At 68.1% G+C, this 20,766-nt stretch carries 17 protein-coding genes; 7 read left to right on the top strand and 10 right to left on the bottom strand.

The genetic code is table 11. The annotated features are described in order from the left end of the window. The first annotated feature begins 191 nt into the window (after positions 1-191). The 6 genes from ACESMY_RS17980 to ACESMY_RS18005 are packed head-to-tail and all read left to right on the top strand — an operon-like array spanning position 192 to position 6,356. Positions 192-866, top strand: coding sequence for a virB8 family protein (locus ACESMY_RS17980; protein WP_372785992.1), 675 nt, complete (start codon positions 192-194; stop codon positions 864-866). Next, positions 863-1,720 carry a TrbG/VirB9 family P-type conjugative transfer protein gene (locus ACESMY_RS17985; protein WP_372785993.1) on the top strand — a complete coding sequence of 286 codons (858 nt, stop codon included), beginning with the start codon at positions 863-865 and terminating at the stop codon, positions 1,718-1,720. Before ACESMY_RS17980 ends, ACESMY_RS17985 begins: the two co-directional genes overlap by 4 nt. Further along, positions 1,713-2,849, top strand: a complete 1,137-nt coding sequence (gene virB10 / locus ACESMY_RS17990; protein ID WP_372785994.1) for a type IV secretion system protein VirB10 — start codon at positions 1,713-1,715, stop codon at positions 2,847-2,849. The genes ACESMY_RS17985 and virB10 overlap by 8 nt, the downstream gene beginning before the upstream one ends. A gap of 4 nt (positions 2,850-2,853) precedes the next feature. Next, a complete protein-coding gene (virB11, locus tag ACESMY_RS17995; protein WP_372785995.1) occupies positions 2,854-3,855 on the top strand; it encodes a P-type DNA transfer ATPase VirB11 in 1,002 nt (333 codons plus the stop codon). Continuing rightward, positions 3,821-5,701: a type IV secretory system conjugative DNA transfer family protein gene (locus ACESMY_RS18000; RefSeq protein ID WP_372785996.1), complete on the top strand. Its 1,881-nt coding sequence runs from the start codon at positions 3,821-3,823 to the stop codon at positions 5,699-5,701. The genes virB11 and ACESMY_RS18000 overlap by 35 nt, the downstream gene beginning before the upstream one ends. Beyond that, the gene (locus ACESMY_RS18005) at positions 5,691-6,356 is read left to right on the top strand and encodes an LPD7 domain-containing protein (RefSeq protein ID WP_372785997.1); all 666 of its coding nucleotides are present in this window, start codon (positions 5,691-5,693) and stop codon (positions 6,354-6,356) included. The genes ACESMY_RS18000 and ACESMY_RS18005 overlap by 11 nt, the downstream gene beginning before the upstream one ends. A 21-nt stretch (positions 6,357-6,377) precedes the next feature. Here the strand turns inward: ACESMY_RS18005 and ACESMY_RS18010 are convergent, their stop codons facing one another. The 3 genes from ACESMY_RS18010 to ACESMY_RS18020 all read right to left on the bottom strand — a co-directional run bounded on the left by ACESMY_RS18010 (position 6,378) and on the right by ACESMY_RS18020 (position 9,817). After that, complete coding sequence (locus ACESMY_RS18010) at positions 6,378-7,424, bottom strand: nucleotidyl transferase AbiEii/AbiGii toxin family protein (RefSeq protein WP_372785998.1); 1,047 nt, start codon at positions 7,422-7,424, stop codon at positions 6,378-6,380. Beyond that, positions 7,421-8,104: a DUF6088 family protein gene (locus ACESMY_RS18015; protein ID WP_372785999.1), complete on the bottom strand. Its 684-nt coding sequence runs from the start codon at positions 8,102-8,104 to the stop codon at positions 7,421-7,423. Before ACESMY_RS18015 ends, ACESMY_RS18010 begins: the two co-directional genes overlap by 4 nt. A 399-nt stretch (positions 8,105-8,503) precedes the next feature. Next, positions 8,504-9,817, bottom strand: coding sequence for a hypothetical protein (locus ACESMY_RS18020; protein ID WP_372786000.1), 1,314 nt, complete (start codon positions 9,815-9,817; stop codon positions 8,504-8,506). A gap of 211 nt (positions 9,818-10,028) precedes the next feature. Here ACESMY_RS18020 and ACESMY_RS18025 point away from each other — a divergent pair, with 211 nt between their 5' ends. Continuing rightward, a complete protein-coding gene (locus ACESMY_RS18025; protein WP_372786001.1) occupies positions 10,029-10,472 on the top strand; it encodes a hypothetical protein in 444 nt (147 codons plus the stop codon). Here the strand turns inward: ACESMY_RS18025 and ACESMY_RS18030 are convergent. From ACESMY_RS18030 to ACESMY_RS18060, 7 genes are all read right to left on the bottom strand, one after another. After that, positions 10,469-14,812, bottom strand: a complete 4,344-nt coding sequence (locus tag ACESMY_RS18030; protein WP_372786002.1) for a hypothetical protein — start codon at positions 14,810-14,812, stop codon at positions 10,469-10,471. The two genes, ACESMY_RS18025 and ACESMY_RS18030, sit on opposite strands and share 4 nt — an antisense overlap. Positions 14,813-15,062: 250 nt before the next feature. Next, complete coding sequence (locus tag ACESMY_RS18035; protein WP_372786003.1) at positions 15,063-17,048, bottom strand: hypothetical protein; 1,986 nt, start codon at positions 17,046-17,048, stop codon at positions 15,063-15,065. Positions 17,049-17,130: 82 nt separating this feature from the next. Beyond that, on the bottom strand, positions 17,131-17,859 hold the full coding sequence (locus tag ACESMY_RS18040; protein WP_372786004.1) for an HEXXH motif-containing putative peptide modification protein: 729 nt from the start codon (positions 17,857-17,859) through the stop codon (positions 17,131-17,133). Between the two features lies 1 nt (position 17,860). After that, positions 17,861-18,445, bottom strand: a complete 585-nt coding sequence (gene yhhC / locus ACESMY_RS18045) for a cyclophane-containing peptide 2OG-Fe(II) oxygenase YhhC (protein WP_372786005.1) — start codon at positions 18,443-18,445, stop codon at positions 17,861-17,863. Next, positions 18,442-19,566 (bottom strand): cyclophane-forming radical SAM/SPASM peptide maturase YhhB, encoded by a 1,125-nt coding sequence (gene yhhB / locus ACESMY_RS18050; protein ID WP_372786006.1) that lies wholly within the window; start codon positions 19,564-19,566, stop codon positions 18,442-18,444. Before yhhB ends, yhhC begins: the two co-directional genes overlap by 4 nt. 17 nt (positions 19,567-19,583) lie before the next feature. Then, positions 19,584-19,736, bottom strand: a complete 153-nt coding sequence (gene yhhA, locus ACESMY_RS18055) for a YhhA family cyclophane-containing RiPP (protein ID WP_372786007.1) — start codon at positions 19,734-19,736, stop codon at positions 19,584-19,586. 282 nt (positions 19,737-20,018) lie between these two features. Continuing rightward, on the bottom strand, positions 20,019-20,741 hold the full coding sequence (locus ACESMY_RS18060; protein WP_372786008.1) for a hypothetical protein: 723 nt from the start codon (positions 20,739-20,741) through the stop codon (positions 20,019-20,021). Positions 20,742-20,766: the final 25 nt, after the last annotated feature.

The raw sequence follows: 20,766 nt of genomic DNA on the forward strand, positions 1-20,766 counted from the left end.
ATCGCCATGGCCTTAGGCGGCTGCGCGACAGCCACCTCCAACAGCTTGCCCGTCTGTGACGGCAAGCACCGCCGCCCTGCCAATCCCCACGGCTCGGTGCTGAATGCGCCGCCGCCCGCTGCGGGTCCGTTGGCGCCGACCGGCGCCGCCGCTCCCGTAGCGCCCGCGGTGGCTCAGCCGAGTTGCGGGGCATGAACGGTGTCTCCGACCTCAAGGGTTATTTCGACGAGTCCCAGAGTTGGGATGCCGACCGCCTGCGCGCCGCGGAACGCTCACGGCGCCTGGCCTGGGGAGTCGCCGCCTTCGCCGGCCTGGTGGCCACTGTTGCGGTCGGCGCAGTCGCCGCGCTCGCGCCGCTGAAGACCGTCGTCCCCTACGTGATCCGGGTCGACCGATCGACCGGCGCCGTCGACGTGGTCTCAGCCCTGAAGACCGGTGCGCCCGTGAGCTACGAGGAAGCCGTCACCAAGCATTTCCTGGCGCAGTATGTCCGCGCCCGGGAAGGCTGGCTCGCGCCGGCCGCCGAAGCCAACTTCCGCCAGGTCTCGATCATGTCGACGCCCGACGAGCAGGAGCGGTGGGCGCAGGCCTACCGGCCGATCAATCCCACGAGTCCGCAGGTGGTCTACGGACCGACCGGCGAAGCGCAGATCGAAATCCGCGCGGTGAGTTTCGTGAGCCCCCAGGTGGCTGACGTCCGCTTCCACCGCACCGTCCGGCAGGGTGGAGCGGTGAGCGACAGCGATTGGATCGCGACGGTCGCGTTCCACTACACCAAGGCGCCGATGGGCGAGGCCGACCGCCTGCGCAATCCGCTGGGCTTCCAGGTGACCAGCTACCGCGCCGACCCGGAGGTGGTGCGATGAGGCGGCTCCTCCTGCCGCTCGCGATGCTGACGCTGCTGTGCGCCGCGCCGGCTGCCCACGCCCTGGACACGCCCCGCGCCGGCCCGTCCGATCCGCGCATCAAGGTGGTCGACTACGATCCCTGGGCGGTGGTGAAGGTCACCGGTGTCTTCCGAACCGCCACCCAGATCGTGCTCGGTGAGGACGAGACCATCCTGCATGTGGCGCTGGGCGACACCTCTGGATGGGAGGTGGCGGCGGAGAAGAACATCCTCTTCGTCAAGCCGAAGGCGGCGCGCGGGCCCACCAACCTGATCGTCACCTCCGGCCGGGCGGGCGCGACCCGCACCTACACCTTCGAGCTTTCCACCCGCGCCGGCTCGGCGGGGCGGCAAACCGCCGACACGGTGTTCGGCCTGCGGTTCCGCTATCCGGCGGATGAGACGGCGCACGCGGCCACGGTGGCGTCCGCCGAAGCCGCGGCGTTGGAGCGCCGCATGGTCGACTTGAAGCTCGACCGCGCCGTCCTCGAAGGACATCGCAACCTCGCCTACGAAGTGCAGGGTGCGATCAGCCTGCAGCCCTCGGAAGTCTCCGACAACGGCCGCTTCACGGTGCTGCGCTTCCCCGCCAACCAGCCGGTCCCGACGCTCTACGAAGTGGGCGCGGACAAGACCGAGAGCCTGGTGCCCTTCGATGTGCGGGGCGAGTTCGTGGTGGTTCACGCGGTCGCCCGGGAGCTTCGCCTGCGCCGCGGCCGCGAGGTGCTCTGCATCTTCAACACCGCTTTCGAGCCCTACGGCCGCAACCCCGGCACCGGCACCGCCGCCGGCGACGTGGTCCGCACGGACAAGGGAGTTCCCAACCATGAGTGATCTCGACGCCGGTCGCCTCGCCGACGCGCCCAAGGTGGACACCCAACCCGCCGGAGACCGTGCGATCTCCCCGGTGGCCGGCCGCTTCGGCAATGGTCGGGCCGGCAAGGTCGTGGCCTTGGCGGCGCTGGTGGTGGGCTGCGGGGTGTTTGCCGCCGCCACCATGCACCCAGCGCGGAGCCGACCCGCCAAAGCGCCGGACCAACCCGCGCGCCAGGTGGTCGCCTTCGAACCGCTCAAGCCGCCGACCCTGGCCGCGCCCGGACCCGGCGCCCCCAGCCTGACGACGCCCCCGGCGCCCGGGGCGGATCCCGGTCAGGTTCCGGCGCTGCAACCGGGCCAGGCGCCGCCGCCGGGTAGTCCCGTGGATGCGGCGTCGAAAGCCCGTGCCGATCTGGCCGCTGTCCGTAGCGCGCCGCTGATCGCCTACAGCCACGAGGGCGGCGGCCTGGCGGGTCTGCCCGGATCGAGCGCCACGGTTCCGGCGATCGAGACCGCCGCCGCTGGCGCGGCCACCGAGCTCGATCAACTGCGGCATGGATCGACCATCGGCCAGGCCCGCGCGACGCGGCTCCCCAACCGCAACTTCCTCATCGTCGCCGGCAGCGCGATCCCCTGCCTGCTGCAGACGGCCATGGACACTGCCACGCCGGGCTATGTCAGCTGCCTCATTCCGCGCGACGTGCTCTCCGACACCGGCGGCGTCGTGCTCCTGGAGAAGGGCACCAAGGTGCTGGGGGAATACCGCAGCACCCTGCGCCAGGGCCAGAAGCGGCTGTTCGTCCTCTGGACCCGGGCTGTGACCCCGGCGGGTGTGGCGATCCGCCTGGAATCCCCCGCCGCGGATGCGCTGGGCCGCGCGGGCTTCGATGGCGAGCTCGACACCCACTTCTGGGACCGGTTCGGCGGCGCGCTGCTGCTCTCTATCGTTAACGACGGGACCTACGCCTTGGCGGGCAATGGCGGGGCCAGCAACACGGCCCGCGTACCCTCCGACGCCGCGGCCGTGGCCCTGCAGAACTCGATCAACATCCCGCCTTCGCTGCGCAAGGGGCAGGGCGCGGAGGTGACGATCTTCGTGGCCCAGGACTTCGACTTTTCCAGCGTCTACGGCCTGCAGGCGCGCTGAGACCATGGTCCAGGATCACGCCATCCTGCATCACTACCTGGCGCCACTGCAGGCCGGCCTCGCCCCGGACGACGTTACCGAGCTGGTGATCAACCGCCCCGGTGAGCTGGGGCTGGAACGCCGCGGCGGATGGGAGTGGCGAGACGCACCCGAGCTCACCGACGTCTGGCTCGAGACCCTGGCGCGGGCGGCGGCGGCTTTCACCGCCCAGGACGTCACCGCCGAGACGCCGATCTGCTCGACGGTGCTGCCCGGCGGGGAGCGCTGCCAGATCGTCCTGCCACCGGCCGCCGAGCAGGTCTCGCTCACGGTGCGCAAGCCGTCGGCGGCGCACCTCGATCTCGACGACTTCGCGCGCCAGGGTCTGTTCGACCAGGTGGCGCTCGCCACCAACAGTCTCTCACGCGACGAGACGGCGCTTGCGGCGCTCTACGCCGCCGGCGACTGGCCGGCGTTCTTCCGACTGGCGGTGGCAAGCCGGCGCAACATCCTGATCTCCGGTGCGACGGGGTCTGGCAAAACCACCCTCGCCAAGGGACTGGTTCAGTTGATCCCGAGATCAGAGCGGTTGCTCACCATCGAAGACGCCCGGGAACTCACGGTGCCGCATCGCAACGCCGTCCACCTGCTCTACGCCAAGGATGGCCAGGGCCTGGCCAAGGTGGGGGCCAAGCAGCTCCTGGAAAGCGCCCTTCGCATGCGGCCCGACCGCATCCTGTTGCAGGAGCTGCGCGACGGCACCGCGTTCTTCTATCTTCGCAACGTCAACACCGGCCATCCCGGGTCGATCACCACCATTCACGCCGACAGCGCCATGCTCGCCTTCGAGCAGCTGACGCTGCTGGTGAAGGAGTCCGAAGGCGGCCGCGACCTGCCGCGGGCCGAGATCCGCACCCTCCTGCATGTGCTGGTCGATATCGTCGTTCAGATGCGCCGGATCGAGGGCGAATTTCGCATCACTGAGGTCTGGTATGACCCGCTTCGCAAGCGCGCCTTGGCCGCTTAAGGCGGCTTACGTCGGCGTCCTGACGGCCGGCGCCGCGGCCGTGTTGGCGACGCTGGCGACGCTCGTCGCCCTCGCGGGTCTGCGCCGCCTGTCGGCGCACCTGGATCCAGCCGCCGTGCCCGCCTGGTTTTGGTACTTCCGCGGCGATCCGGCGGTGCGGCGCTGGATGGGCCTGGGACTGCTGGCGGCCCTCAGCGGCGCGGCGATGCTCGGGCTCGTCGTGCTGCGCAGCCTGCGCCCGCCGCTCTACGGGACGGCGCGCTGGGCGAGCGAAGTGGAGATCCGCCGCGCAGGTCTGCGGGCCAATCCGGGGATCCTGCTGGGCCGCAGGGGCGGCGCGCTGCTCAGCTTCGGCGGCGCCGAGCATGTCCTGCTCTACGCCCCCACCCGCACCGGCAAGGGCGTCGGCGTGGTGATCCCCAACCTGCTGTCCTGGCCGGACTCGGTGGTGGTGCTGGATGTGAAGCGGGAAAACTGGGAGGCGACCGCCGGCTTCCGCGCCGCCCACGGCCAGCAGGTCCTAGCCTTCGATCCCCTGGAGGCGGAAGGCCGCACCGCGCGCTTCAACCCTCTGGGCCACATCGACCGTACTGACCCCTTCGCGGTGCTCGATGAGTTGCAGAAGCTGGCGGTGATGCTGTTCCCGGCGCCGCACAATGCCGACCCCTTCTGGGCGGAAGCGGCGCGCACCGGCCTGATCGGCGTCGGCGCCTATGTGGCCGACACGCCCGAGCTGCCGTTCAGCCTGGGCGCCATCTACGCCCAGCTGACCGAGGGCGATCCGCGCACGCGGTTTCCCGCGATCCTGGCCGCTCGGCGCAAGGCCGGCCGGCCCCTGTCGGCGGGCGGGGAAAGCGCGCTTTCCGACTTCTGCTCAGCCTCGGAAAACACCTTCGCCTCCATCAAGCAGACCCTCACCAGTCGGATGAATCTCTGGCTCAATCCCCGGGTCTGCGCGGCGACCGACGTCAGCGACTTCGACCTGCGCGACCTGCGGGCCAAGCGCATCTCGCTCTATCTGACGGTGTCGCCGGACAACCTCGCCAGGGTCGCGCCGCTCTACAACCTCCTCCTGCAGCAGCTGATCGACCTGAACACCCGCGAGCGTCCGGGCAACGGACGTCACCAGGTCCCGGTCCTGGTGCTGCTCGACGAGTTCGCGCGGCTGGGCCACGCCAGCGTCATCGCTCACGGCTTCTCCTACGTGGCCGGCTACGGCCTTCGCCTGCTGCCGGTCCTGCAGAGCCCCGCGCAACTGCGCGCCGAGTACGGCCCCGACCTCGCCGAGGAGATCATCGCCAACTGCGGGGTGGAGATCGCCTTTGCCCCCAAGGAACTGAAGATCGCCCAGGAGCTCTCAGAGCGTCTGGGCGTCTACACCTACGAGGGCCGCTCCAGCAGCCGGCCGACTGGTCTCGCCAAGGGACACCGCAGCCGCACCGAGTCCGACCAGCGCCGGCCGCTGATGCTGCCGCAGGAGCTGATGCAGATGCCGGCCGACCGGCTGATCGTCCTGCGGGCCGGCATGCCGGCTGTCCGCGGTCGCAAGATCGTCTACTGGCGCGAGCGGGCCTTCCGCCGGCGCCAGACCCCGGCGCCGGTCATCCCGCCGCACGCGACCGTCGCCGGACCCCACAGCGTCTCGCCCGTCCCCCTCGCGTCGTCGCCCACCTCCGCTCAAGCCGACGCCGACCTGCGGCTGGAGCTGATGCTCCCCGCCCTCGCGGCGACCGGCCTCGCGCCGCTGCCGGCGCAGGGCGCCGGCGAGGCCGAGGTCGCCGACTGGGTCGAGCGGTTCATCGATGCGTCGGTTCAGCTTCCCGGAGACCCAGAACATGGCCGCTGATGCCCCACCTCCGAACAGCGTCAAGGCCACCGGCCAGCGTCGCTCGACCGTCGCAGGCGACGTCCCGGAAGACCTGCGGCGGCGCTACTATCTGGATGGCCGCGGCGGTCTGGGCCTGGGCTTCTATGCCGACGCGACAATCCCCACCCCGGCGTTCCGCGACCGCGGCGACCGCCTGGTCGCCACCCGGAGCGATCCGCACACCATCCGCCACCTGACGGCCATCGCGCGCCACCGCGGCTGGACGCGGATCACCCTCAGCGGCGATCCCGCCTTCCGCCGCGAGGCCTGGCTGACAGCCCGCGCCGAGGGGCTGGAGGTCCGAGGCTACCGCGCCACCGTCCGCGACGGTCAGGAACTGGAGCGACGGATCGAGGCTCAGCGCCGCCGCGAAGCCTGGTCGAACCTCGGCCGCGACCTCGCCCAGGCCCGGGCGCAGCCTGACCCGACCCTGCACCGGGCCGGTCCCAAGGCCCGCCTCGAGGTCGCCGAAGCGCTGGTGAAATCCCGCATCGCCGACCCTGCCGCGCAGGCCCGCCTGCTGGCGGCGGCGCGCGCCCGGGTGGCCGGGTGGCTGGAGCGCGGCGGCCGCTTCGATGACCTGGATCTCGACCGCAGGGGCACCGTGCGGCGCGAACGCGGCCGCGGTCGATAGGGCTGCCGGCCGCCGCGCCGATCAGCCGTTGAGGCGCGCCTCAAGCGCACGGACGCTGGCGATCACGGCGTCGAACGCCGGCGCAGGCCCGAAGATCATCGCGCTCATCGCCGCATAGTCGCGGTATAGCGCCTCGACCATCCCGTCGTGCGGGGTCAACGCCAAGGTCGGTGGCTGCGCGCTCGCCAGGTCGTAGTCGGGTCGGTCGAAGAACATCCGCGCGTGGGCCACGCAATCGGCGCCTAGCGACAGGTCGGCGCTCGCCGCGCCGCCCACGGGCGAGGCCATCAGGCGATGCAGGTCGTAGTAGTGGCGGGAGATCCGCTGGCCGCCGCCGCGCAACTCGCCGCGCCGCTCGAACCAGCGCCGTAGCCCGTGGACGATCACCACCTTGTCCCAGAAGGTGCGCGCCGGATCGACCGTCCTGACCTTGGCCACGCTCAGGTCGAGGTCCGGGGCGTCCGCATTGACGTAGGCCTCCAGCCGCCGAAGCGAATGGGGGTCCAGCGCCGATTTCGCGCCGGACTCGATCTTCACGGCCGGCCGGATGTAGCCGCCCGCCGCCGTGGCGGCCGGATACCAGAGCAGCAGGGTCTGGTCGTCATCGTCATCGGGCCGCACGCCAAAGCCGTCCAAGGAGAGTCCGGTCCGGTCCGCCGTGGCGGCGATGATCGCCGTCAGCTGCTGGCCGAGCGGGCCCTGGACATAGGCGCGGCAGGTTCCGTGGATGGTCGCCAGGGTGGCCAGCCGCCGGGTCCGGCTCATGGCGAGCAGTTCCTCCACGCTCGCCGGCACCTGCAGGTCATCCCGGAAGACGGTGACGTCGATGTCCTCGGAGAAGCGGCTGATCAGCCCGAAGCCCTTGGAGAGCGAGGTCCCGCCCTTGAACAGCAGGCGCGGACCGCCCTTCGGCAAACCGTTGAACAGGGCGTCGAGGGTCCAGCAAACCCAGAAGTCCTTCTCGACGTTCTGCGGCGTCGTGCCCAGGCGCTCCGCGGTCGTCCCGAACAGCCCGGCGCGCGTCTGCGGGTCCGCCGACAACACTTGGTCGAAGGCCGGATTCATCATGGCGGCGCCTCGCGTCCCAGGGCTGGCGAAGGAGACGTCTCCACGCCCTCGGCCAGGGCGGTCCGCAACGTGGCCTGCATCCAGGCCGGCAGGGTCGAGAGGCCCTCGGCCAGGTCCTGGCGCAGGACCGGGCCCTGGTCCGGATCGTCCAGCAACCGCCGAACCCTGCGAAGCACCTGCTCGCGTTCCCCCTCGCGGCCCAGGGTATCGCGAAGCCAGTGCAACGCCTGGACCAGGCGCATGGCGGGACGGCCCGCCCAGAAGAGCTTGCTCGCGGCCGTGGGCCTAAAGACGATGCTGAGCGCGCCCAGGCGGATGGGCCGCAGGCGCGCGTCGGCGTGGACCACGATCTTGGCGGGAACGGCGTTGGTGAGGCCCAGGTCGTTGGCCGCGGTCATCCCATCCACCAGGACGCGGATCTGATCGCGCCGCGCCACGGCGTCGATGACGCCGCGCGGGTCCGCCGGATTGGGCTGGCCGGTCAGGCTGTTGGGCGTCGGGCGGTCGTAGAGACCACGGTCGAGGCGACGCAGGTCGCCGGCCTTCACCAGCCGCTGCAGCGTCTTGTCGACCGCCTCGCGGTTACCGAGGTCGAGGAAGTCCCCCGGCGTCCAGACGGCCCGCGCGCCCCCCGCGGCGAGGCGCGCCTGGATCGCAGCCTTCAGATCGGAACGCTCCATCGCCATGTCCGAAATACATATACAAATTTCGGACAAAGTCGATGTCCGAAAAACACCCATAGATTTCGGACCTCGACGCGAAACCAGCCCGCGCAACTCATCGGAGTCCATACATCACAATGAGGGCATCCTCTCCCCTTGTGGGAGATCGGTCAGCCACATCATATTGTTTTCACGTAATAATTTCAACCAATAGTCCGCTGTGTAGGACCTGTGTAGAGATGCAACGGATGTACGAGCGAGACGCACTCCGCTGCATATTCCGGTGGAGTTGGCGGACTTAGGCTGACCTGCGCCACGAGCGGACATTCGCGCCCCAGCGCGAAGCCGACATTCACGGTGCCGACCGAGAGGCCTACCTCGGCCCTGGGCCGAAGCCGCTTCCGCGCGATTCGAGCTTCAGAATTTCGGCTCAACATGCGCCCGATGGGTGATCGTCAACCGGAGCCGATCTTCGGTTTCTTTCAGCTGGGCCGTGGCGAGACCTTGGCGCGTACGCCGATGCCGGTTCTTCAGGCCGCGAAGGGCCGGAATGGCTTTCTCGCCGAACGCGCTAACGATCAAGGACAGCGTCGCATCGGCGAAAGCATCGAGTGAGGCTTGCGGCGTCGGGGACGACCGCTGGCAATCAAGGTTCAAGGTCAGAGTCAGCTGCGTCGCCGCCAATTCGGCGCCGCTGACCGTGTAGGTCAAGCTGTCGCCCAACACGTCCTGGCTCAATTTTCGGTAAGCAGAGTTCGCGCGCCACTCAGCGAATTGGGGGTTGTAGCCTTGCGTTGGAAGGCCCTTGTCACTGAGCCAGGTGGCCGCCGCTTGGGGCGGCCATCCGATTTCGGGCGGAATGGGCGGTGGGTGTCGCTCGCGAAGATGGGCCGCCTGCATCATTGCCACGATACGCCGGACGTCTTCGCGGCTTTCCGCCCCAAGGTTGAAGAGGGCTGCTTTCCAGCGCCGAAGCAGCTTCACGTTGAGACCGAAGGATAGCACTGCCTTACGCATGGCGTAGCCGGCGACGCCCGAGGCCTTCAGCCGTATCGGAAGGATGATCGCGACCATCATGTAGGCCGAGTAGACGTTGAACGCGTACATGAACGGTAGGAAGAGTAGCGATAGAAGGGCCGGAACGGCGAACTCGCGGCCGGTCGACGCGGTCGCAAATCCCTTGAAGTCGCTGACCAGCCGCCAGGCGGCGTAGAACAACAGGACACCGCCCAAGAGGGACAGGAGCCCTCTGAACGGCCTTGTGACGAGAGCAGTCTCCGATTTGCTTTCCGCGACGCCGGCCATCAGCGAAATGAAGACGACGACTGGCACGAGGACGAGTTCGGCGACGAGTGGGAAAGTATAGAACTCCGTCACGAAGGTGACGATGACCGTGAAGCTCAGGAGCTTGCGCAGCGTCGTCTTGACCGTGTCGTCCGGGTCTGATTCCCACCGTTTCAGATCAAACATCCACCCGAGCACGAAGGTGCCAAACCAAACCAAGGTCGTCTTCAGATTCGCAAGACGCCAGAGGTCGAGTCTTTCGAGAAGCCAGACGCTTCCGGCCACATAGATCGCCATGGCAACGATCGATCGCAGGAGGATCGGCTTGAAGAAGGACCTCGCGACGCCCCTCAACGCTGGCCACGCATTCCCCTTCCACACCGCCCAGATCAAAAGGATTGCGAACCAGATGACGGTCGCAATCTCGCGGGTGTTGAGCACCTCCATCTTGCAACTGTGCGAACGAGTCCGGCGAGACGTCCAGCTGCGACCGACCGCTCCGCCAGCGGCCAGCTAAGGACGCCTGGCTCGGCGGCAGGAGAAGTCTTTCCCCGCAATGCCTGATAGTCATCCGGACCCAAGACCGATGCGCCTCCCACGGCCCGTCAGTGATCATATGAGGCCGGGCGAGCAGCGGAGCTCAGGAGGGTGACCTAGGATGAGGTTTAAAGAGTTCGGAGTTCCGGACGTCTACATCGTGCACCATTTCTCCACAGACGACGCCGAGGCCAATGCCGCTGTCCACTATCTTGAGGAGTCGGGCCGCCGGTTCGATCTTGGCCAGGGGCGCTCGATCCTCTTCCACCGAGCGCACGTCCCGAACACTCAGGATCATGTGCACTTCGTTCAGGACGGCCGGAAACTCTACGCCCTCAACCGCGACGGCACGGCCCACGACGCCAGCCACGGCAAGCAGATGCACCGCTGGGCGATGGACGCCGTGAAAGACCGCTACCAGGACTTCGTCATCCCCAAGGCAGGGCTCATCGAGGCGATGTTCAACCAGGTCGGCGTGCTGATAGAGACGGCCTCACACCGCGGTCAGGTCCACCTGACGCCCGCCTTCCTGTCGGCGGCGATCGCCTACGCCGAGACCCACTAGCGACCTGACGGCCGGCGGGACGGTCCCTCCGCGCGGTCCGGCGCGGGCCCCGGGTCCAACCCCACGACCCGCACCTCCACCCCGCCCGCGCGATTGCGGACGATCGCCCTGGCCTGGTCCGCCAGCCAGCCGGTCAGGGCAGCGAAATCCCAGACCGCGCGGGTCACCGGGTCGCGCCAGCTCCGTGCGCCGTGATGGGTGATCACCAGCAGGCCCTGACGACGGCTTTCGGGCAGCAGGTACTGTTCGGCCAGCTGCGCCTCCAGGGCGTGCCGCAAGGTCTTGGGACTCCAGCCCGGCATGCCGCCGTGCTTGACCTCAAGGGCCACCTGCACGGAGACCGAGGTCGAGGCCGCCAGGAGGTCTGGCTTGTTGCCCGCGGCCACCTCGGTCTCCCGGAAGGCGTGGAAACGCCCCTTCGAACGCAGGTTGAGCTGTTCGAGCAGGTAATTCTGCACCTCCTCCTCGGTCTGCAGGCGCCGCAGCGCGGCGTTCGAGGCGCCGTCGGCCTGGCTGAACCCCAGCTGGATATCCCGCAAGACGCCCTCGACCACGCGGAGCAGGTCGGCGCCGGACTTCACCGGCGCCACCGTCTCGCGCTCGAAGCGGACGACCTCCTCGGCCGACCAGGGGCGGGTCTCGGCGTCGGCCTCGGCGACACCGTGCGCCAGCTCCCCGAACCGCCGGGCGCTGTCCGCGAAATCCGGCTGCCGGGCCAGGGTCACCAAGGCTGCAAACACGTCGGGCCCGGTCCGTTCGAGCAAGGCGTTGAGCAGGGCGCCCCGCGCGTGGGCCGCGTCGTCCCGGCTGCTCATGGTCCGGCGTGACGGCCGCTGGTCCTCCGACAGCGGAATGTGCCGGTAGGCGAGCTGCAGCAGCCGCTCCAGGACCGGCACGGACCACCGCGCCCAGGTCTGCGACGGCAGCGCCGAGCGCTCTCGCCCAAACAACACCACAAAGGTGACGCCGACCGCCGCGGGCGTGGCCTCGGGCGCGCCCAGCCAGGCCTCAAGCGCTTCGACCGCGGCCTCCGGCGCCACGACGAACATCAGGGCCAGGGTCAGCCGGGCCCACTCCGCCTCGCCAGCCGCCAAGTGCTTGCGGAGCCGCCGTCGCGCCACGACCAGGAGCGCGACCCGGTCGCGCGGGTCGAGCTCGGCGCGCCCCACCACGGTGATCGCCCGGCCCAAGGCCTCGAGACTACGCGGCGCGCGGCGCTTCAGGAGCTGCACCACCTCGCGGACCAGCGGTGCCGGTGCGTCGGCCGATGGCCGCGCGCAGCGGTCCAGCAGCGGACTTCGACCCCACTTGCGGCCCCACTCCTCGCCCAGGGACCGGATCAGCATGGGCATGGCCGCGGCGGGCCGCGCGGCTGTCAGACGGTCGAGCCATTCCGGATTGCCGAAGTCCGTCAGGACGCCGTGCAGCGTCGCGCGTTCCACTTCGGCGTCGGACAGGCCCACCATCCACTCCGGCCTGGTGACGTCCTCAAGGTTGAGCCCGCCCAGGGCCAGCTGGTTCTCGTAGCGCGTCGTTAGCCGGTCCGCGGCTGTCCAGACGGGCCGGGCCGGCTTGATCTTCCGCCACTGCAGCATCATCCCGTCCCGGAAGGCCTCAGCCACGGACAGCCCGAAAGCCGGGGCGAGGTCGCGCCAGCGCAAGGGCGTTCTCGCCACGTCCTCGTTGCCCTCTTCGTTGAGCCAGACCGCGAGCTGCCAGAGGCGGTAGCCGGCGCGTTTCCAGACGCCCACTGCCTCGGGATCCCGCAGGACGTCGGCCTCCAGGATCTGCTGGTCCCGGAAGGCCAGCCAGCCGGTGCGCTTCTGAGCCTCCTGGGTCTCGCGCTTCTTGGCCCAGTTGCGGTCCTGGATCGCGTACTTCCGCTCGTCGGGATCGGTGGGCGGCGGCGCGCGGTAGCGCGCCAGCTCCTCAACGAGCTCAGGGCAGCCGGCAACGAGGGTATCCAGCCGGTCGGCCGCGGCATCGAACCGCTCCAGCGACCGCAGGACGAGGATCAAGCCGTTCAGGGCCAGCTTCCGGTCCGTCAGCAGCTCACGGCCCTGCACGTCCTCTCCGAGCCAATCGAGGTCCGGCTCCTCCAGGGTCCACAACCAGCCGCCGTTGTGGCCAATCTGGAAGATCGCGGTGGGCGCCCAGTCCGGCTCCCGCTCACGGTCCACCGTGGCCCAGAACAGGGCGCGGTTGAGCGCCGGCTGGGCCGCGACAGCGGCGCGCAGATTCTCATTGTCGACCTTGTCGCGGTGCTCCGACAGGCTGATGGCGCGCAGCAGCCGCACCAGCGGCCGGCTGGGCGGCGCGGTCCCGTTGCGCGAGATCTCCTCAAGGGCAAAGCTGACGAACCCCTTGAGGATGTCTCCGTAGCGCTCGGGCAGGGCGTCGCGGTGATGTTCGACCGGCAGGGCGAGGCCGGCCTCGGCCAGGCCGTAGATGAACTCAGACCGCTGCGCCGCGGTCGCCTTCTTCAGCAGGTGCGGGATGTAGCCCGCGAACTCCCCCATGCTGTCGTCTACCGGGACCCGGTCGAGGATCGACAACAAGTCGGCGACGCTCAGGTGGACCGGAAACAGATCCAGGGCCCAGGAGGAGGCCAGCCGTACGCTGGACTGGTCTGCCGCAGCGCGCGCGCAGGCCGCGACCTGCGCCAAGGCGGCTTCGTCGCCGATCGCGTTCAGCGCCCCGACGGCGATGATCCGCTCAGTGTCGCCAGCGGCGGGATCAAGGGCAGCGCCCAGGGCGAGATCGATGCAGGCCTCGATCGTTGATTCCCGGATGCAGCGCAGCAGATCGATCCGCACCGCGGCCTGATCAGTCGCCGCCCAGGCGGCCCGGATGGCCGGCGCCAGCGCCTTGTCGGAAAACAGCCAGAGCGCGCGGTCCTCGACATGGGCCTGGGACTGGACGCCGGCCTCCTCATGGAGGGCGTAGGCCAGTAGCAGGTGGGCGCGGGTCTCCAGGCTGAGCGAGCGGGGATCGCCGTGCAGCAGCAAGACGAGCGGCTCGCGGCGAATGACCTCCGTGCAGATCTCCGGCCGCCAGATCGACAGCCAGGCGGCGATGGGGCGCAGGGACGGGACCACCGTCTCGACGCCGTAGCGCTCGGAGAACAGCAAGGACCAGACCGCCCCCAGGGGCGCCCCGCCCGCCAGCAGGCCGTTGAGCCAGGTGGCGGCGAGGTATTCCTGGGTGCCTCGGTGATGGAAGCGAAGCCGCCCATAAGTCGAAGGGGCGAATACGCCCCGCCGCAGTAAGGCGTTGCGCTGGGCGTCGTTGAGGCCGGACAGGATCGGTGCGGGATCGAGCGCCCCGGCGGCCAGCGTCGGGTCCGCCTCGTCGCCGGGGGACAGCAGGGTGAAGGCGCGCCCCAAGGTCAGGGCCGCGGCTAAACGCTCCGCCCCGTGCCGGGCCGCCTCGACGGACAGGACGTCATTGTCTGGCCGAAAGGGGTCCTGCTCCAGGAGTTTGGCCGAGACCGCGTGCTCGGTCATCTCGGCCAGTGAGCCAAAGGCTCGGTGGTCCCGCCAATAGCTGGCCAGCCGGAGCAGGTCACCAGGGCGTTCGGCGACCTCGTCCAAACCGAAGCGGTTGATCGCCGCCAAGAAGCCGTCGACATCCGGAGTCCCGACCTCGACCGCGATCTCGCGCCGATCGTCGCCGGTTAGCGGCATGAGCTGGACCACGTAGAGTTCTTCTGGCGGGGTCTCTGCCACCACCCGCGACGCCCGCCGGTCAGGCGCGCTGGTGAAGACCCGCGCCAGCAGGGCCTCGTCCGGGTCGACAGTCGCGTCGACGGCCTCGGGCTCGGGTGCTGGTGGCAGGGGCAAAAGCGAGCGGATGACCCGCGGATCCTCGCTGACCCGCCAGTCGCTGGCCCGGCAGGAGATCACGATCCGCGCCCGGGCGAGGGACGCGCCCAGGTCCTTGGCCACTCGGCGCAGGGCACCCTCGAAGGATTTCCGGTTCAGGCGGGCCTCGTCGACGGAGTCCAGGAAGAACCAGGCCTCGCCATTGCCCTCCCTCCGCCACCTCTCGAACCGCGCCTCGTGGTCCGGATCGAGGGCGTCCTCGATCCGCCCGTCGGCGAGATCGTCGATGCGGACAAAAAAGCCTGCCTCGCCTTCTGTGTTCAGGCGGTCGGCCTGCGCCTTCAGCTCCCAGGTCTTGCCAGCCGAGGCTTCTGCGAGGATCACAACCCGGCGGTGGGCCAGCAACGCCGACCAGTCCACCCATCCTCCATAGGCTCGGCCCCAGCGGCCGAGGTCGCGGTCGGGCGCTTGGTCCCTGCGGAGCGGCGCAAAACTACGGGTTGAAGGATGCGTCATGGCGGCCGATTCGTTTGGCCGAGATTAGCTCGCAAGACCGTGTAGCGGTGCGCGAAGCGTAGCTCCAATCGTGCGCTGCTCTGTCTCCCTGATCGAATTGCAGAGCATGCAAGTTCGCGGCAGTGATGCGATCGAAAAGGGCTCTCCACCTGGCAATGGACGCCGTTCGAAACGGGCGAGCCTTCAGAGGCCTCCTCCCACGGGTTGGCTTGGGCCGTCTTCGAGCGGTGACATCGCGCCGATCAGCCTCCTAGCCTTCGGGTTGAGGCGATCCTAGTCGCGCAGGATCTACATTTCCGAGCTCGGAAGAACTCCCTTGATCCGGGACGGCAGCTTGCGCCGCCGCGATCAAATGCTCCGGAAGCGCTAACGCCACCTCGCCGCCGGCTCGGGCCACGCGCAGTCGGCCGTGGTTGACCGCGGCGCGATGCCACTCGACCGGCGCCAGCAGCGCGGGGGCATGGGCCACCAGCGCCTTGCGCAGCGCTTCAATCCAAGCCTCCGCTGGCTCCTCGGGGGTCACTAGATCAACCGCGTCCCGCAACAAGGTCGCGACGCGTGGACCCTCGCCCGCAAACGAGAGAGTCGTAAGAAGCCCCTCTCTCATCCAGCGGATCGCGAGCGACACTGTGGCGACTCGGCCTGCCGCAACCTCCTGGGCGAGAGCGTCGGCGACGGCCGCGGCGGTCTCGCGCCATGCCCGGGATAAGGGCTGATCATGTCCCAGGGTAATGGTCGACAGATTGTGCTCACCATCCAGATAGGTAGCGGCGCTGGTCACCGTCGGGTCAGTGAAGGTCTGAAGCGCTTTCGCCAGGGCCCCTGGGCCCACTTCAACGCAAGGGGTTTCGTGTTTCCCAACCGCCTGGACCCAATCGATCTCAAGGCGCGGCTCAAGCGCGACATCGTCAGACTTCGCGAAGTCGAAGTTTATGAGCGCACTGAGCGCAGGAATGGCCCGAGCGGGCCGCCCGTCGTCGTCGGAGAGGTGCGCGTCGTCGACCTCGCCATCGGAATCCTCGAGCTCGCCGAGATACTCAGGGATCAACCGATTGCCGCGGTAGAAGTCCGAGAGCAGGCGCTTCCAGTCCGCTGGCACCAAGGGCCCATCTAGACGGAAGAGCTTGGTATATTCGGCCTGCTTACCGGCCCTGTCGATCGCTACATCGATCCGCGCCAAATAGGCGATCTCGTCATAGGCCCGGATCGCGCCATCGAAATGCGAAACGGTCTGGCTGGCGACATCGTATTCGGCGTGGGCGTAGCGGCACCCGAACTGTTCGCCCCGCAGGCCGGGGCTCTGTTCCTCGATCAGTTCCTCCACCTCGAAGGTTCTGACCTCGCGTGCGCCCGTCGCATCGACGCGCGTCTCCGGCGCTTTCCACCAGATTTGGGTCTTGTCGACGTCAGAATAAAACCGGCCGCTTTGGCTCGATTTGAACTCCGCGACGCCGCTAGGGATCGCCGAGATGTCGTCTTGAAACTTCGGGCCGCGCCACCATTCCAGTTCGATCGGTTCACGAACGCTGTCGGGATGGCCAACCAGGTCCGGATCAAGGCGCAGACGTGGATTGAGTTCAACCGACTCGCTGACCTGGTGGAAGCTTCGAAGCGCGTAACCGTTTAGCGAATTCAGGTGCGACAGACTGCGGCGGAAGAAGCGATGCGCGAAGAGTAGCAGGCGGTGGGTCCGCTCATGAAACACCCCAGGCAAGACTTGCTCGGTCTGGCTCAGCAGCGCGCGGTAATCAACCAGACCGTCCTTGTCGACGAGACCTCCCGCCGGGTCGAAGAACTGCGGGTAGAGGTCGGCCGCCACCCGGGGGCGGCTTGCGGCGGCGGCTTCAGCGACGAGGAAGAGCAGCCGACCTTCGCCGGCGTCTCCGATCCGCGTGCGCAGGTCTTCGGCATAGGGCGCCGTCTCGGCGCTGTGGCGCCGGCGCATGTAGCCGTTGATCAAGCGGCTGACCTGTTCGCGATCCTCTTCGTCCTGCGGCATGAAGAAGACGCCGAGCTGTCGGCTGCGATCTCGGGTCAGTAAGACCCCCGTGCTCCGCGACCAGCCCACGCTGCGACATTGATCATGGCTGATGTTTAGAGGCAGGCCGATCGGCGCGCCGGCATCCAGGCAATTGCGAATGTGGTGTTCAACAGATTCCGTCAAGGCGGAGAGCGGGAGCAGCATCTTGTCCCGGTTCACGCCGTCGGTGTTGAGAACGCCGTAGTCCAGCCGCATGTGTCCGCTCGATGCGTTAGCCCTTCCCCATAAATAGGTGCGCCGGTGTGGAATGCCCTCATCCGTCCACAGCTCCGAATGCTCATGGTTCGGCGGTGGCCGCCGCGTCGCGCGTCTCAAACATCCGCCGTACGAGGTCAGCACCAGGATCCGTCAGCCCTGCCGCCAGTGCCCCCACATCAATCTCCCCCAACTCCTCGGCGATCTCAGCGCGCCGCCGCTCGAGGTGGTGGTGCAGGGAGGAATCAGAAGGTGCGGTGACGGCGTCGAAGTAGGCCTTCAAGCCCACGAACACGAAGGCCCCATGCAGGACGCCGCCGAAGCTGCGGGGCTCCGGCCGCCAAGGCGAGGGCAACATGCCCGTCTGGTCGCTGACCAGGGGGGTGATTGCATCGAGCTCGGTAAGGTGCAGGTGCAGCGCCTCGTGGATGATGCCTTCGGCGAGCCGCAGTGCGCCAACCTCATCGTGACGATCGGGAACCGAAACGAAGATGCGGTCCCGCCAGTGCGGCTCGCTATGGCTAACGTCGTAGCCGGGCTCGGCCTGCAGCAGGTGTACAGCAGCCACGCGCGTGGCGACGATCGCCGCCAGGCTTGGCGCCCAAGCGATGGCCTTGGCGGCCTTGGCGAATAGGCCGTTGTCGGTGAGCCTGATATCCGCGAGTTGGAGGCCACCCGCTCGGACATGGGCGGCAACATCGGGGGGTGCCGCAACCACGAGAGGCCAGAGCCAGACCGCATTTAGGGGCGCGACCGCGACGGAGATCTCCAGGCCGGGCAGCCGCCACGGCTCATCCAGGCGCGGAGTCACCCTAGCCGCCGCGCGCGGCCTGAAAAGAATAGACTAGGGTGTAGCGTTCGCCACTCTGGATCGTGGACACCGCGTGGAAAGAGTGCGCGCTGATCCCGAACGCCATGGCCGATCGGTGGGTGGGGCGCAGCATCCGTTGGACGTCCTCCGGCGAGGCACTGCCGAACAACATGAGCAGGCCGCCTTGCTCGTCGGCCCAGCCGCGATTGAGCTGGACCAGCAAGCGATGGGTTTCGCCGTCGGCCAGGTAGTCGTTGTGCACGCGGATGGTCTGGCCGGGCAGCAGCTTGTGGGCGGTTACTTCCGTCAACCGAAGGCCCCGCGCGCCCAGCGGCTGGAACATCAGCCGCGTCAGGTGGTCCACGGTGTCCGTCGCGAGCAGCGGATTGAGTTCAACAGGAAGGGCGTTCGGAGCGAGATGGAGTTCCCACTGCTCATAGAAGCTGGCGATGCGAAGGCGCCACGGCGCATCCGTCTCCATCCAGGCGAGCGCCGCCTCGCACAACCCCTCCGCCAGGGGCGACGGGTGGGTGGCGTGCGCGAAGGGCCTCGCGCGGACCTCGGCGGCGAGCATGGCGACGGTCACGCCGCGCGGTCCTTAAGGTAGGGGGCGAGCAGCGCTTCCATGCGCGCGATAAGCAGCATCTGGTCGGCGCAGAAGACGGTCGGATTGTCATAGCCCGCGCCCTCCTTGAACCGGTGGGTGACCATGCCGCCGCCGCAGACCCGCAAGTGCGGGCATGCGTAGCAGGTCGGAGAGCTCGGCCGCTGCGCCAGATGATAGGCCTTGAACTCCGGACTGGCGGCAATGTCCGCCAGGGCCTGACGCCCCAGCACCCAGGTGACGTCGAAGGTGTCCCCTAACGGCGAGCTCTTGAGGGTGTCGTTTTTCTTCACCGCGCCGTCGGTGTCGATAACGAGGATGCCGTAGTCTGTGAGACCGACCCCTTCTTTCACCCCGGCGCCGCCCAACAGCAGGCGCATCATGTCGTCGAGCAGCCGGCTTCGGAACGGCGCCGGATCGGCCACGTAACGGTCGAGGATTCGGCACATCCAGGCGCCATACTCCGCTGAACTCGCCGACGCTTTGCCGAACGGCAGGGTCGTGTGGTTGCCGTCCCGGTACAGGAAGTCGACGCTCGGGACGTCGAGCGCCTTGAAGTAGTCGTAGACCGCTTCGGGGTCGGAAGTGGGATCCACCACACACAACACCCCAGAGAACAGCCGGCCCGCCGCGGTATGCGCCTTCAGTCGCTCCAACCCAGCCACCACCTTGCCGTGGGTCGCTCGCTGGCGCAGGTCTACGCGAAACCGGTCGTGCACCGCTGGCGGCCCATCGAGGCTCACCGACAGGGTCACGTCGAAACGGAGGCATAGGTCCAGGACGGCGTCGGAAATCAGCACCCCGTTGGTCTGGATGCTGATGCCGCAGGCCGCGCCCAACTGAGCGCGTAGCTCAGCGAACAGGCCCTCAAGCCGCGGCAGCCCCAGGAGTAGCGGTTCACCGCCGTGAAGGACGATCGAGAACGGCCGACCCTGGGCGCGCATCAGCGCGCCCAGTTCCGCGGCGACGAGCGCCTGGGTGTCGGCGGCCATGCGCTTGGGCAGGGTCCGCCAGCTCTCGTCGCCCATGTGGTAGACGTAGCAATAGCTGCAATCGAGATTGCAGCGGCTGGCGACCTTCAGCAGGACCGTGTCGATGTGCATGACGGCCGCCGCGCCGGTCAGCGGTTGTGGCGGTTGAAGGTCCGGTTGTAGCTGCGCGGCACGTCAACGGTCTCGGCTCGCACCTCTTCAATCAGCCGGCGGATCGCCGGGCTGTCGAGCGGCACGTCGAGGTGCGGAGTCGTCCTCGCCTCAACCGGCTTTGCGGGCATAGACCCATCGGCCATCATCAGTCCTCCGTTCTCGCGAACGTCTATCATACGCGACAGTGGCCTAGAAATGAAGGTATAGGTGGGAAATTGTCATCTAAGAAATTACGGTAGGAACGCTCAATCAGCTCGAACAATCGAACGGCGAATTCGTTTATATCTGTGTGATCGGAAAGTCGTCGATTTTCTATCGTACCGTAATGCAATATAACGTTTCTCGTGTACTGAGTGAATAGCAGACTTGAGGCTGCAACGCGATCAAGACTCAAAATTCCAGGTCCCGGTTCAAATCCGGCCAGCCAGAAAATCTTGGGCGGCGGCCGAAAATACGGCGCGAGGTAGCACAGCGTTCTGTAGAGTTTCCCGCGCCTCGGTGACGAGGGCGACATGCTCGGGGTCGGCGCTGTGCTCCAGCGCCGCGACGACCCGCAGCATCCGATCCAAGATCGTCAGATGGCTGCGGCGCGCCAGGTTGAGGGCTTCCCGGTCGAGTTTCAGGGCTTCCACCGTCGCCCGCCCCAAGTCCGTCGCGCCGGCCGGCACATCGCCTTTGAAGGCGATGTGCAGCCGTGGATTTTCGGCGCCGCAGGGATCCAGGATCAGCGGCGTCTCCCCGCCCAGATCATGGTGATGATCGGTCGCCCGGTGGGCCTCGTCGGCCAGCGGAAACAGGCTCCGCTTCCGGTACTGGTTGCAGTCGGCGCAGGCGTAGAACAGGTTGGGCCAAGCGTAGGCCAACCAATAGTAACCGGGCCGGATCTTCCCGGCCGGCCCCGTGATGGCGCCCTTCGGCCTATAGTGTTCGACGTCGCCGGCGTGGTTCGCATCAAACCGGGCCTCGCAGAAACAGCACTTGTGGTGTTGCGCGACCTTGAGGGTCTGCTTGACGCTGGCGGGGCCGTAGACCTTCTTGTCGAAAGTGAAGCGCCGGGTGCCCAAGCGATAGGCCGCCGGGTCGAGATCGTAAGCGGCGCAGTTGGCGGCGGTCAGCGGGACGCCCGCCGCCAAGGCGGCCGGCGCGGCGGGTTTAATG

The organism is Phenylobacterium sp. (genome assembly GCF_041691455.1).
Classification (GTDB): Bacteria; Pseudomonadota; Alphaproteobacteria; order Caulobacterales; family Caulobacteraceae; genus Phenylobacterium.